The following is a 13,667-nucleotide window of genomic DNA, read 5'->3' on the forward strand; positions in this document are numbered from 1 at the left end:
GGTTCAGCGCAACCCGCGCACCCGGTCCATGAACCGCGCAACGCGATCCGGGTCCACCTTGTTCCAGGTATTGCCCTGGTGCTTGAAATGCGTGCCGATCACGCAGCCATCGGCGATGCGCATGATCGCCTCGACATTGTCGATGTTCACGCCGGTATTGGCGAAGACCGGCGTTGCCCCTGCCCCGCGCCGCGCGGCTTCCAGATCCGATCCCTCCACCGCCTGGCCCGTGATGCCGCCGGAGACGCAGATGACATCGGCGAGGGAGGAGAAGATGGCGCTCCTCGCCCGCTGCTCGATGCTGCGCGTGTCCGGCGTGCTGGCGAACTCCGCATTGATGTTGAAGAGCAGCTTGAGATCCTGCCGCCCGAGCTGCGCCCGCAGCCGCAGCGCGCCGGCGCAATCCGGCTCCCACATGCCCATGTCGCTGGCATAGACGCCGGTGAAGACCTCCCGCGCGAAGCGCGCGCCGGTCGCGGCGGCCACCGCCACGGTGCCGACGGGGTCCCAGAGGTAGTTGACGCCGAAGGGCACCGTCAGCGCGGGCTTCGCCGCCGTCACCAGCGCCGTCATCGCCGCCAGGCTCTCGGGCGTTGCCTTCAACAGGTAGGGGCGGTCGCCCTCATTGCCGAACATGATGGCGTCCACGCCGCCCTTCTGCAGCGCGGCGATATCCTCCAGCACATCATCCAGCAGCCCCTGCATGCCGCGCTTCTGGTCATAGAGCGGCGAGCCCGGCAGCGGCCCGAGATGGGCCATGGCAATGACGGTCTTCTTGGTCTCGAACAGGCCGGGAATCATGGATGCTCCATCAGCTCATGAACACGCCGCCATTCACGTCCACGGCCAGGCCGGTCATGAATCGCGCGGAATCGGACAGCAGGAAGACCACGACATCGGCCACATCCTCGGGCTGCTGCAAGCGGCCGAGCGGCGTCAGCGACACGTATTCGGCGCGCACCGCCTCCTCGCTCATGCCGCGCAGCTGCGCTTCCCACACCACCTCCCGCTCCTGCATGGAGGTCGCGACGAAGCCGGGGCAGACGCAGTTCACGCGGATGCCGTTCCCCGCCACTTCCTTCGCGATGGCCTGGGTGAAGCCGGCTACGGCAAACTTGCTCGCGGAGTAATGCGCCAGCAGCGGCGCGCCGACCTTGGCGGCGAGTGACGCGGTGTTGACGATCGCCCCCTTCGTCCCCGCCGCCAGCATGGCACGCACCACCGCCTGGTTCGTCAGGAAGACGCCCTTGGCGTTGACGTCCATGTTGAAGTCCCACTCGGCCTCCGTCAGGTCCACCACGCGCCGCATGGTCGAGACGCCGGCATTCGCCACCGCCGCATCGATCCCGCCCAGCCGCGCCGCGGCCTGCTCCACTGCCGCCGCCGTCGCCGCGGCATCGCGCACATCCAGCGCCAGCCCGAAGGCGCCGCCCCCGGCCTCCGCCGCCACGCGCTGCGCCGCCGCGCCATCGAGGTCCGTGACGCAGACCGCCGCCCCCGCTTGCGCCAGCGCCAGCACGATGGCGCGCCCGATCCCCGCGCCGCCGCCCGTGACGAAGGCGCGGCGCCCTTCCAGCACGCGACTCATGCAGGGTAGCCTGCTCGTGACGAAGGGGTCGCCATGTCCATCCTGATCCGCAATGCCCGAATCCTGACCTTCGACGAAGCCGGCCGCGAATGGCCGGAGGGCGATATCCTCATCGAGGGCAATGCCATCGTGGCCGTCGGCCCCGGCCTTTGTCCAGACCGCGCACCCGCGCGCGTGATCGAGGCGCGCGGCATGCTCGCCATGCCCGGCCTCATCAACGCGCATTTCCACAGCCCCGGCAATTTCCTGCGCGGCATGGTGGATGGCCTGCCGCTGGAAGTCTTCATGCTCTATGAGGTGCCGCCGCTGCTGGATGGCGCGCCGGTCAAGCGCCTCAATTACGTCCGCACCATGCTGGGCGCCATGGAGATGCTGCGCAACGGCGTAACCACCGTGATGGACGATGCCTTCCACGTGCCCGTTGCAGACAAGGACGGAATCGACGGCATCATGGAGGCGTATCGCGACAGCGGCATGCGCGCCCGCGTCGCCATCGACCAGCCGCAGCTCGTCGAATACGAGAAATACCCCTTCCTCAAGGACCTCCTCCCCCCCGACGCCATCGCCGCGATGGAGGCCGCGCCGCGGCAGTCCACGGCGGAACTGCTCGCCCTCTACGACCACCTGATCAGCACCTGGGACCGGACATCAGGCGGCCGCATTGCCGCGGCGCTCTCCTGCTCCGCGCCCCAGCGCTGCGAAGTGCCCTACCTCCAGGCCCTATCGGCCATGGCGCGGAAGCACGACCTCCCCTTCAACTGCCACATCCTGGAAACCAAGCTCCAGCGCGTGCTGGGGGAGGAGAAGTTCGGGCGCAGCCTGGTGCGGCTGGCGCATGACTACGGCATCCTCGACGAATTCCTCGTCGTCATCCACGCCATCTGGGTGGATGATGACGACATCGCGCTGATCGCGCGATCCGGCGCCACGGTCGCGCACAACCCGCTCTGCAACCTCCGCCTCGGCAGCGGGGTGATGCCGTTCCGCGCTCTCCGCGATGCCGGCGTGCCGATCTGCATCGGCACGGATGAGGCGGTGGCGGACGACGCCATCAACCCCTGGGCCGCCATCAAGATGGCTGGGCTGGTGCACACGCTCTCCGACGTGGATTACCGCCGCTGGCCGGGCGCGAAGGAGATCCTGCGCTGCGCGATGCAGGGCGGCGCGCGGGCGCTGCGCTGGCCGGATATCGGCCAGCTCAGCCCCGGGGCCAGGGCCGACGTGATCCTGCTGGACCTCGACACCCTTCCCTTCACGCCCCTGAACGACCTGCATCGCCAGCTTGTCTTCTGCGAGCCCGCCGGCAGCGTCCGCACCACCATCGTCGATGGCGTCGTCGTCTTCGAGGAGGGCCGCATCACCACCATGGACGAGGCCGCCTTGCGGCAGGAAGCCCGCGACCTCACCGCCGGCTACCGCGAGGCCTTCGCCCCCGCGATCGAGGCCGCGCGCAAGCTCGAGCCCGCCTATCGGGAGATGGTGCTGCGCGCGCATGCCCGCGATGCCGGGATGCAAAGGCGCCTGACGCGCTGATCATTCCACAGGCATCCGCCCACGCCCCTGCCGCGGGATGCGCCACTTCACGTCCAGCACGGCGATTTTTCCAACCGCATCGCCGCCACCGGTCCCTTGAAGCGGGTCTAGGCTTCCCCGCGTGGAAGCACGAACCCGCCTCTCGCCGGCCCTCCTGGGCTGGCTCCTCGCCGGCCCCGCCGTGCTCTTCCTGCTCGCCTGCTTCGTCTTTCCCGCGGCGCAGACCCTCTACCTCGGCATCGGCGCGCGGACCGAGGCCGGCGTCATGCAATACGGCCTGACCATCGAGAACTACCGCCGCGCCTTCGCCACCGACCTCTACTGGCGCGTCCTGCTGCGCACCATCCGCATGGCGACCTCCGCCGCCATCGTCGCCGCCATCGTCGGCTACCCGCTGGCCTGGGTGCTGGCACGCGGGCGGCCCTGGCTGTCGCGCACCGTCACCCTGGTGCTGGTTACGCCGCTGCTGGTGAATGTCGTGGTGCGCAGCTACGGCTGGTCCGCCATCCTCAGCCGCAACGGCCTTATCTCCTGGGTCCTGCAGGGGCTGGGGTGGGAGGATCCGCCGGCGATCCTCTACACGGAATGGGCGGTGCTCATCGCCTCCGTCCATGTCTTCCTGCCCTTCATGGTGCTGCCGCTGGCCGGCGCCATCGGGCGCATCCCGCCCTCCGCGGAGCAGGCGGCGACGGTGGCGGGCGCGGGCCCCGCGCAGCGCTTCCTCCGCATCATCCTGCCGCTCAGCCTGCCGGGCCTCGCGGTCGGGCTGCCGCTCGTCTTCTCGCTGACGGCGGCGGCCTTCGTGACTCCGCAGATCCTGGGCGGCAATTTCTCGCCGCTGCTCGGCACGCTGATCGAACAGCAGGTGCTGACCCTGCATGACTGGCCCTTCGGTGCGGCGCTGGCGAGCCTGCTGGTCGCCATGGTGCTGCTGGTGAACCTGGTCTTCATCGGCATCATCGGGCGGCGCATCAACCGATGGGCGCAGGCATGAGCGACCGCATCCCCTGGCCGCTCGGCCTGGTCACCGCGCTGCTGCTGGCCATCATCGTGGCGCCGCTGCTGGTGCCGATCGCCATGTCGATCAGCGACACGCCCTACATCGTCTTCCCGCCGGAGGGCTTCACCCTCGAATGGTATGTCGCCGTGCTGACGGAGCCGGAGGCACAATCGGCGCTGCTCGTCTCCCTGAAGCTGGCGGTGGTCTCGACGATCGGCGCCATGGCGCTCGGCATTCCCTGCGCCATGGCGCTGGTGCGGCTGCGCTTCCCGGGGCGAGGCCTGGTGCAGGCGCTGGTGCTGGGGCCGCTGGTAGTGCCGCTGATCGTCACGGGCGTCGGGCTGCTGCAGACCTTCTCCCTGCTCGGCCTGCGCGGCGCGTTCCTGCAGATGTGGATCGGCCACATGGTCGTCTGCATCCCCTATGTCGTGCGCTCCGTCTCGGGGGCCCTCGCCACCGCCGATCCGACGCAGGAGGATGCGGCGCGCGTGCTCGGCGCCGGTCCCGTCGCGGTGTTCCTTCGCGTCATCTGGCCGCAGATCAGGCCCGGCGTCGCCGCCGGTGCGATCTTCGCCTTCATCATCTCCTTCGATGATTTCGCCATTTCCATGTGGCTCGCGGATGCGCGGAGCTTCCCGCTGCCGCTCTACCTCTACGCCGCCATCCAGCGGTTCTTCGACCCCTCCATCGCCGCGCTCTCCGCGCTGATGGTCTTCTTCGCGCTCGGCCTGGTGCTGCTGATCGAGAAGGGCCTCGGCATCGGCGTTCGCCGCATCGCGTCCTGACAGAGGAGACCCAAGGCATGAACACCACCCGCCGCGCCCTGCTGGGCACCGCCCTCGCCACCCCCTTCGTCAAGCCGCTGGCCGCGCAGCAGCGGGAGATCAGCGTCGGCATCTGGGGCGGCGCGCAGGGCGACTACGTCAAGCGCCAGATCATCCCGGCCTTCGAGCGCGACTTCGGCTGCAAGGTGCTGCCGGAAGAAGGCTTCACCCTGGCCAACGTCTCCAAGATGCGCGCGACCAAGGACAATCCGCGCTTCTCCGTCATGTTCATCGACGACCTCGCCATCCCCATCGCGAAGGCCGAGGGCCTGATCGCCGAACTGCCGTGGGACCGCATGCCCGCCATGGCGAATCTCTACCCCCGCTTCCTCTACGAGGAAGGCTTCGGCACCGCGCTCGGCATCTCCCTCGGCGGCATCTTCCACAACACGCGCGTCCGCCCGCCGGAGAGCTATGCGGAGCTGTGGGAACCGCGCTACCGCGGCAAGCTGAAGCTGGTCAGCCCGAACAACACGCCCTCCATGTTCTTCCTGATCGTCGCCGCCGCGATCGAGACCGGGAAGCCCTTCGCGGAGGCGCAGTACGAGATCGACAAGGCCTTCGACCGCGTCGCCGCGCTGCGCCCCAACATCCTCAACATCTTCGGCGACGGCATCCAGGCCGCGAATGAGATCGCGCAGGGCCAGGCGGATATCGGCCTGGTCGAATATTCCAAGTACATCTACCCCTACACCAACCGCCGCGCGCCCGTGACCATGGCCTTCCCGAAGGAAGGCAGCTTCGCCGGCACCAACTGCCAGGTGCTGGTGAAGAACGGCCCGCACCAGGACCTCGCCGTCGCCTTCATGAACCGCATGATCGAGCCCGCGGTGCAGAAGGGCCTTTCCGAATTCGCCCTCACCTCGCCGCCGGTCTCCGGCATCACCTTCGCGCCGGAAACCGCGCGCTGGATCGCCTACCCCGTCGAGGAGATGGACAAGCGCGGCCTCTTCACCCCGGATTGGACCTACATCAACGCGCGCCGCGCCGGCTGGACGGAACGCCTCAACCGGATCTTCTCCCTCTGAGCACGCCCGATCTCGGCCAGGGCGTCACGCTCCGGGCGCTCACCAAGAGCTTCGGCGCCACGCCGGTGGTGCGGGGCGTCGATCTCGATGTGCAGCCCGGGGAGATGCTGGCGCTGCTCGGCCCCTCCGGCTGCGGCAAGACGACGACCTTGCGGATGGTGGCGGGCCTGATCGAGCCGAGCGGCGGCGATGTCCTGATCGGCGGCGCCTCCGTCCTCGGCCTGCCCGCGCATCGCCGCAACCTCGGCATGCTGTTCCAGTCCTACGGGTTGTTCCCGCACCTCACTGTAGCGCGCAACGTCGCCTTCGGGCTGGAGATGCGCCGCATCCGGAAATCCGAGGCCGCGACGCGCGTCACGGAGGCGCTCAAGCTCGTGCGCCTCGACGCCTTCGCGGACCGCATGCCCGCGCAGCTCAGCGGCGGGCAGCAGCAGCGCGTGGCCCTCGCCCGGGCGCTTGTCTATCGCCCCCGCGTGCTGCTGCTGGACGAGCCCTTCGGCGCGCTGGACCGCAAGCTGCGAGAGGAGATGCAGGTGGAGCTCCGCCTGCTCGTCCGCCGCCTCGGCCTGACCACGCTGATGGTGACGCATGACCAGGAGGAGGCTCTGACCCTCGCGGATCGGCTCGCCGTGATGGAGCGTGGCGTGCTGATGCAGGTGGGCACGGGGACGGAGGTCTATGACCGCCCCGCCAGCCGCTTCGTGGCGGACTTCATGGGCGTCGCCAACATGCTGGAAGGCCGCATCGCTGGCTGCGCGGAGGGCATCGCCCTGCTGGACCTGCCGGGCGGCCTTCGCCTTGCCGCCACGCATCCGCCGATCGCGACCGGCAGCCAGGCCGCCATCGCCATCCGGCCGGAGGCGCTGTCCCTGCTGCCATCCGCCGAGGCATCCCCCACCACCATCCCCGGCACCGTGGAGCAGGCGATCTTCAAGGGCCAGGGCCTGGATGTCTGGGTCGGCACCCCTGTGGGCCGGCTGTTGGCACGGCTGGACCGCGCGGCACTGGCCGAGCCCCCCGCCCCCGGCACCCCCTGCGCCCTTCGCTACACGCCTGCCCGTGCGATCCTGCTGCCTGGCCCCCCGGAGTCCCCCTGAATGCTGCCCGCCATCGGTTCCATCACGCCCTCCTCCAACCGCACGGTGGAGCGCACGCTCGCCGGCGTGATGCGCCACTTCCCCGGCGTGGACAGCTGCATCGCGCGCATCACCTATTACGGGCCCGGGATCGGCCAGCCCAAGGATGGCTACGACACGGAACCCTATCGCCACGCCGCCTGGCAGCTCGGCCATGCCCATGTCGGCGTCGTCTGCTGGAACGGCACGCGCGGCGCGGGGCTCGGGCTCGATGCCGACCGCAGGCTCTGCGCCATCATGAGCGAGGCCGCCAACTGCCCCGCCACCACCGCGACGCTGGACACGGCTACGCTGCTGGACCGGCTGGGCGCGAAGCGCATCGGCTTCGTGACGCCCGGCGACACCGCCTATGCCGCGGAAGCCGCCGCCGGCTTCGGGCGCGACCTCGGCCCGGTGCGGAGCCTCGGCTTGAAGGACAACCTCGCTTCCGCCGAACTCACCCCTGACCGCATCGGCGCTTTGGTGCGGGAGGTGGCGCGGGAAGGCGGCGTGGACGCGATCCTGCTCTGGTCCACCAACCTGCCGGGCTGGGAGGTGATGGCGCCGCTCGAGGCCGAGACGGGCATCCCCGTGCTGGACAGCGCCGCGGTCGGCGTCTGGGGCACGCTGGTCGCGGCGGGGATCGACCCGACCAGGGCGGCGAGCCTGGGCCGGATCTTCACCATTCCGAAGTAGCAGCTACTCCGCCGCTTCGGCCGGCACCTTCGCCTGGTGTTCCGCGATCATCCGCGCGAGCATCCGGCGCATCAGCACGCCGGGCCGGTCGCTCGGCATGTTCATCTCGATGCCCGTCTGGTCCAGCGGCACGTCAAATTCCGTGCTCTCCAGGATGTCGCGATCCTCATCCGTCACGACGCGGTCGAAGGCGATCACGTCTTCGGCCTTCGCCTGCTCCTCCGTGTCGTTGCGATAGACGAACTGTACCACCATCGAGGACGCATCGTCGATCGGCGTCGCGCAGGTGACGATGCTGTGGCTTAGGCCGTTGGGGTAGCGGATGCGGAGCTTGCGGAGGAAGGGCGCGTACCAGCGGCCGTTCATGTGGCGCACCGTCGTGTCGCTCTCCATGTTCAGCACCTTCTTCTGGATCTCGGGGTTGCGCACCGGCACTTCCGTGATCATCAGGAAGCCGTCCGCGTATTCCTCGATCTCGAGCTTCGCGGGCTCGGGATGCCCCTGGTCGCCGAAGCTGGCGCGGTGGACGAAGGCGAAATGGGCGTTGTCGAAGCTGTTCTCCATCAGCCGCAGCCCCGCGCAGTTCCACACCTCGTAGAACTCGTCGATGCGACGGAAGCCGAGGCCCTCCTCCTCGAATTCCGGCAGCGGGTACACGGGATCCTCCAGCGCCACCCAGACATAGTCGTAGCGGATCTCGGCGCGGTAGGACGGCACCCGCATGTTGGTCTGCCCCTGGCGATCCACCGGCCGCTGCGGCACGCGCATCACCCGGCCCTCCGACGAAAATTCCCAGCCATGGTAGCCGCAGGCCAGCCAGCCATTGCTGTAGAAGCCCTTGGAGAGCTTGGCCGTGCGGTGGCAGCAGCGGTCATCCATCGCGGCCGCCTTGCCCTCCCCGTCCAGCCACAGCACCAGATCCTTGCCCAGCAGCCGGAAGGGCTTCGGCCCGTCCTGCAGATGGCTGACGGGGATCACGGGGTACCAGAAGCGCTTCAGCAGCGGCGTGGCGGTGGCGAGCATCCGGGGAGGCCCTTTCGCGGCGATGTCCTTCCCAGGGTGCAAATCCGGGCCGCCCCGCGCAAGCACCAATCCGGGCCAGCCAGCCCGGAACCGCCCAATTCCTGGACATTCCGCCCACGCCATGGGCAAACCACCCACGGGAAGCCGCCCGCCCGGGCAAAAGGCCCCCTCCACCGCCCGCCCGGCGCTTGCTAACAGCGCCGCAACCACAACCTGCCGGGAACCGCCATGCTCCGCCGACGCCACACCCTTGCCCTGCTGGGCACCGCCCTCGCCGCCCCCGCGGTGCATGCGCAATCGCTGCTGGATGTCCGCTTCACCCTGGACTGGGCCTTGCAGGGGCCGCAGGGCGCCTTCCTTCTGGCGCTGGACCGCGGCTATTTCCGCGAAGCCGGGCTGAACGTGACGATGGATCGCGGCTTCGGCTCCGGCGACGTGCCCGTCAAGATTTCCGCCGGCGCCTATGATGTCGGCGTCGCCGACCTCAACCCCACCATCCGCATGCGGCTGGAGCGGGCGGAGAGTGACCTCTTCACCCCCTTCATCATCCATGACGCCACGGCAATGGCGATCATGACGCTCCGGCGGGAGAACATCCGCACCCCCGCCGACCTGGTCGGCAAGACGCTCGCCAGCCCGGAATCGGATGCCGGCCGGCAGCTCTTCCCCGCCTTCGCCAAGGCCGCGGGGATCGACCCGAACAGCGTGCGCTGGACCACGGTGACGCCGCAGCTCCGCGAGCCCATGCTGGTGCAGGGCCGGGCGAATGCCATCACGGGCTTCATCACGTCGGGCATCTTCTCGCTCCGCGGCCTCGGCATTCCGGAGCAGGACATCGTCACCATGCTCTACAGCGATGTCGGCGCGGATTTCTTCGCGACCTCCCTCATCACCACCCGCCGCTGGGCCACGGCCAATCCCCGCGCCGTCACGGGCCTGATCCGCGGCCTGGTCCGCGCGCAGTATGAGAGCCTGCGCGACCCCGCCGCCACCATCGCCAATCTCCGCCGCCGCGAACCGCTGACGGATGTGAACCTGGAGACAGAGCGCCTGCGCATGGCGCTGGACCGGCTGACCTTCACGGACCATGTCCGCCGCAACGGCTTCGGCCAGGTGGACACCGCGCGGCTTCAGCGCAGCATCGATGCGGTGCGGGAGGCCTTCGGCATCTCGCGCCCGATGCCGGCCTCGGATATCTACGACCCGTCCTTCCTCCCGCCGGCCGCCGATCTCAAGCTGGCCTGAGCGTTGCCACGAAAGGTCCTGCCCATGGCCCCCCTTCCCACCCGCTACTGGCAGGACCTGCCCTGGCCGGCCTTCAAGGACCTGCCCTCCAACACCGTCGCCGTGCTGCCCGTGGCGAGCATCGAGCAGCATGGCCCGCACCTCCCGGTCTCCGTAGACACCACCATCAACCAGGGCGTCGTCGCCCGCACGCTGAAGGTCATCCCCGATGACCTGCCCGTGCTGGTGCTGCCGACGCAATGCGTCGGCTGCTCGGTGGAGCATCTGCGCTTCCCCGGCACCATCACGACCAAGCCGGAGACGCTGCTGGCGATCGTGGCCGATATGGGCGCCTCCGTCGCCCGCGCCGGCGTGAAGCGCCTGGTGATCGTCAACAGCCATGGTGGCAATGTCTCCGTCCTCGACATCGCCTGCCGCCGCATCCGGATCGAGCACAACATCCTGGCCGTGAACGCCATGTGGGCGCGCATGGGCAAGCCGGATGCGCTGAAGGACGAGATCGAGGGCCGCTACGGCATCCATGCCGGCCGGGACGAGACCTCCGTCATGCTCGCGCTGACCCCCCATCTCGTCCATATGGACAAGGCCGCGAACTTCGTCAGCCGCTGGCAGGGCGTCTCCAACGTCGCGCCGCGCATGGCCCCCGATGGCGGCGCGCCGCTAGCCTGGCAGGCGCAGGATCTCCACCCCGCGGGTGCCGTGGGCGATGCCTCCCTCGCCACGGCCGAGATCGGGGAGCAGCTGCTGGACTTTGCCGCGGAGCGCATGGCCGCGCTCTGGACGCAGCTCGCCGCCTTCGATGCCGAGAGCTTCCTGGCCAACGAGCCCTCCCCGCATGGCTGACATCGCGGCCCTGGCGGCGGCGCTGGACGGCATCGAGCTGTCGAGCGACCGCGCGCTGCTGCGCCAGAAGTCGCGCGACTTCTACTGGTACAGCCCCATCCTGAAGAAGCAGCTGGATGGCAAGTCGGGCGACCTCTACGCCCGCCCGAAGGATGAGGCCGAGGTGCTGCGCATCCTGGCGGCCTGCCGGGCGGCGCGCGTGCCCGTCACGACGCGGGGCGGCGGCACCGGCAATTACGGGCAATGCGTGCCGCTGGAAGGCGGCGTCATCCTCGACATGACGGCGATGGCGAAACCCATCGCCATCACGGATGGCGTCGTCGATGTCGAATGCGGCATGAAGATGATCGACCTCGACCTCTGGGCGCGCGACCAGGGGTGGGAGTTGAAGCTCTGGCCCTCCACCAAGCGCACCGCGACCATCGGCGGCTTCGTGGCCGGCGGCGGCGCGGGGGTCGGCGGCATCGCGCATGGTACGATGCGCGAACGCGGCAACCTGGTCGGCGCCCGCGTCGCCACCATGCAGGACCCGCCGGTGGTGCTGGACCTCGAAGGGGACGACGCCTCCCCGGTCAACCGCACCTATGGCACCACGGGCATCATGACGCGCATCCGCTTGCCGCTGACGCCGGCGCAGGATTGGCGCGACATCGCCATCGGCTTCGAGAAGTTCACCGACGCCTCCGCCTTCGCCCTCGCGCTGTCCTTCGCCGATGGTATCCCGAAGAAGATGTGCGGCGTCTTCGACAGCCAGCTGCCGCCCTTCTTCCGCGGCATCGCGGACAGCGTGCCGGCGGGGCAGTCGCTGGTGCTGACCATGGTCGCCCCCTCCGGCCTTCGCGCGCTGCGCGACCTGGCCCGCGAGCACAACGGCACCTTCCTCGCGGAGCAATCGACCGTCGAGGCCGAGCGCGACCCGGACAAGACGCCCTTCTACGAATACTGCTGGAACCACACGACGCTCCAGGTCCTGAAGAAGGATCGCGGCGTCAGCTACCTGCAATGCCGCTTCCCCTTCGAGGATACGCTGGCGGCGGTGGAGGCCGTGCGCATCCCCTTCCGGGACGAGGTCTGGATGCACACGGAATGCGTCCGCTTCGGCGGCCGCATCACCATGTCGGCGCTGCCCGTCATCCGCTGGACCAGCGAGGCGCGGATCTACGAGATCATCGCGGCCTTCGAGGCTGCGGGCCTCGGCATCGCCAACCCGCATGTCCTGACCATCGAGGAAGGCAGCAACTACCGCCGCGTGCCCGGGGACCAACTCGGCTTCAAGCAGCGCACCGACCCGCTCGGCCTGCTCAACCCCGGCAAGATGCGCGACTTTTCGCCCGTGGAGACCGCCGCATGACCGTCGCCGCCGTCATCGACTCCCTGCCGCAGATCGACTGGATCACCGATCCCGCGCTGGTGCGGCTGAAGTCGCGCGACTTCTTCTGGTACTCGCCGGTCCTCAAGCGCCAGCTCAACGGCGTCACCGCCGAAGCAGTCGCCTGCCCGAAGGATGAAGCCGAGATCATCGCCATCATGGCCGCCTGCGTGAAGCACCAGGTGCCGCTGACGCCGCGCGGTGCCGGCACGGGCAATTACGGCCAGGCCATGCCGCTCAAGGGCGGCATCGTCCTCGATCTCATGGGCCTGGATCGCATCGTCTGGACGAAGCCCGGCGTGGTCCGCGCCCAGGCCGGCGTGAAGCTCATCGACCTCGATGCCCATACGCGACGGGAAGTGCGCGGCGAACTCCGCTTCCACCCGAGCACCAAGCGCACGGCCAGCATCGGCGGCTTCATCGCCGGCGGCTCCTCCGGCATCGGGTCCTGCACCTATGGCAAGCTGCGGGAATTCGGGAACATCCTCGGCCTTCGCGTCATCACCATGGAAGCCGAGCCACGCGTGCTCGAACTCCGCGGCACCGACATCGACAAGGCCAACCACGCCTACGGCACCAACGGCATCATCACGGAAGTGGAGATGCCCCTCGCCCCCGCCTGGGACTGGGTGGATGTGCTGGCGGGCTTCCCGGATACGCTGAGCGCGGCGCGCTTCGCGGAAGCGCTCATCGCCTCCGACGGCATCGCCAAGAAGATGGCGGGTGTCGTGGCACCCGGCGTCGCGCAGACCTACTTCAAGATGCTGCAGCCCTATGTCCCCGCCGGCGCCGCCTGCGCGCTGGTCATGGTGGCGGAGCCCTTTCTCGAACTCCTCAAGCCGCTACTCGACCGCTTCGGCGGCACGGAGCTCTATCGCTGCGAGACGGAGAAGGCGGAGACGCCGCTCTACGAATTCACCTGGAACCACACGACTCTCCAGGCCCTGAAGGTCGATCGCAGCCTCACCTATCTCCAGACCCTCTATCCGCCGCCCAACCACTTCGCGCTGATCGAGAAGATGGAGAAGACGTTTGGCGACGAGGTGCCGCTGCATCTGGAATTCGTCCGCCTCAACGGCGTCGTCACCTGCTTCGGCCTCCAGCTCGTCCGCTACACGACGGAGGAGCGGCTGCAGCAGATCATCGACATCCATGAGGATGCGGGCTGCCCCGTCTTCAACCCGCATGCCTTCACGCTGGAGGAAGGCGGCATGAAGCGCATCGACAGCGAACAGCTGGACTTCAAGCGCATCGCCGACCCGCATGGGCTGCTGAACCCGGGCAAGATGCTGGCCTGGGACGACCCGGACTGGACGCCGGAGCGCAAGCGAACCTTCTACCTCTACGGCCAGGCCGATGCGCCGGACGTCGAGGAAGTGCTGGAGTAGCACCCCTCCCCCGTC

At 68.9% G+C, this 13,667-nt stretch carries 13 protein-coding genes; 10 read left to right on the forward strand and 3 right to left on the reverse strand.

What is annotated here, in order from left to right:
• Positions 1-3: 3 nt before the first annotated feature.
• Positions 4-801 carry a BtpA/SgcQ family protein gene (locus tag G3576_RS01850; protein WP_164692616.1) on the reverse strand — a complete coding sequence of 266 codons (798 nt, stop codon included), beginning with the start codon at positions 799-801 and terminating at the stop codon, positions 4-6.
• Between the two features lie 10 nt (positions 802-811).
• Complete coding sequence (locus tag G3576_RS01855) at positions 812-1,588, reverse strand: SDR family oxidoreductase (protein WP_164692617.1); 777 nt, start codon at positions 1,586-1,588, stop codon at positions 812-814.
• 33 nt (positions 1,589-1,621) lie between these two features.
• Here G3576_RS01855 and G3576_RS01860 point away from each other — a divergent pair, with 33 nt between their 5' ends.
• The 6 genes from G3576_RS01860 to G3576_RS01885 all read left to right on the forward strand — a co-directional run bounded on the left by G3576_RS01860 (position 1,622) and on the right by G3576_RS01885 (position 7,784).
• On the forward strand, positions 1,622-3,121 hold the full coding sequence (locus G3576_RS01860) for an amidohydrolase family protein (RefSeq protein ID WP_164692618.1): 1,500 nt from the start codon (positions 1,622-1,624) through the stop codon (positions 3,119-3,121).
• Between the two features lie 121 nt (positions 3,122-3,242).
• Positions 3,243-4,115: an ABC transporter permease gene (locus G3576_RS01865; protein WP_164692619.1), complete on the forward strand. Its 873-nt coding sequence runs from the start codon at positions 3,243-3,245 to the stop codon at positions 4,113-4,115.
• On the forward strand, positions 4,112-4,906 hold the full coding sequence (locus G3576_RS01870; protein WP_164692620.1) for an ABC transporter permease: 795 nt from the start codon (positions 4,112-4,114) through the stop codon (positions 4,904-4,906). The genes G3576_RS01865 and G3576_RS01870 overlap by 4 nt, the downstream gene beginning before the upstream one ends.
• 17 nt (positions 4,907-4,923) lie before the next feature.
• On the forward strand, positions 4,924-5,973 hold the full coding sequence (locus tag G3576_RS01875; protein WP_164692621.1) for an ABC transporter substrate-binding protein: 1,050 nt from the start codon (positions 4,924-4,926) through the stop codon (positions 5,971-5,973).
• Positions 5,974-6,041: 68 nt separating this feature from the next.
• A complete protein-coding gene (locus G3576_RS01880; RefSeq protein ID WP_164692622.1) occupies positions 6,042-7,070 on the forward strand; it encodes an ABC transporter ATP-binding protein in 1,029 nt (342 codons plus the stop codon).
• On the forward strand, positions 7,071-7,784 hold the full coding sequence (locus G3576_RS01885; protein ID WP_164692623.1) for an aspartate racemase/maleate isomerase family protein: 714 nt from the start codon (positions 7,071-7,073) through the stop codon (positions 7,782-7,784).
• 3 nt (positions 7,785-7,787) lie between these two features.
• Here the strand turns inward: G3576_RS01885 and G3576_RS01890 are convergent, their stop codons facing one another.
• Positions 7,788-8,807 (reverse strand): aromatic ring-hydroxylating dioxygenase subunit alpha, encoded by a 1,020-nt coding sequence (locus tag G3576_RS01890; protein WP_164692624.1) that lies wholly within the window; start codon positions 8,805-8,807, stop codon positions 7,788-7,790.
• Positions 8,808-9,035: 228 nt separating this feature from the next.
• Between G3576_RS01890 and G3576_RS01895 the strand changes: the two genes are divergently transcribed.
• Genes G3576_RS01895 through G3576_RS01910 form a run of 4 tightly spaced genes read left to right on the forward strand, consistent with a single transcriptional unit; the run spans position 9,036 to position 13,652 of the window.
• Positions 9,036-10,052 carry an ABC transporter substrate-binding protein gene (locus tag G3576_RS01895; RefSeq protein WP_164692625.1) on the forward strand — a complete coding sequence of 339 codons (1,017 nt, stop codon included), beginning with the start codon at positions 9,036-9,038 and terminating at the stop codon, positions 10,050-10,052.
• A 24-nt stretch (positions 10,053-10,076) separates the two neighbouring features.
• Entirely contained in the window at positions 10,077-10,895 is an 819-nt protein-coding gene (locus tag G3576_RS01900) for a creatininase family protein (protein WP_164692626.1), read from the forward strand.
• Entirely contained in the window at positions 10,888-12,246 is a 1,359-nt protein-coding gene (locus G3576_RS01905) for an FAD-binding oxidoreductase (RefSeq protein WP_164692627.1), read from the forward strand. The genes G3576_RS01900 and G3576_RS01905 overlap by 8 nt, the downstream gene beginning before the upstream one ends.
• Entirely contained in the window at positions 12,243-13,652 is a 1,410-nt protein-coding gene (locus G3576_RS01910) for an FAD-binding oxidoreductase (RefSeq protein WP_164692628.1), read from the forward strand. The genes G3576_RS01905 and G3576_RS01910 overlap by 4 nt, the downstream gene beginning before the upstream one ends.
• Positions 13,653-13,667: the final 15 nt, after the last annotated feature.

The organism is Falsiroseomonas algicola (assembly GCF_011040385.1).
Classification (GTDB): Bacteria; Pseudomonadota; Alphaproteobacteria; order Acetobacterales; family Acetobacteraceae; genus Falsiroseomonas; species Falsiroseomonas algicola.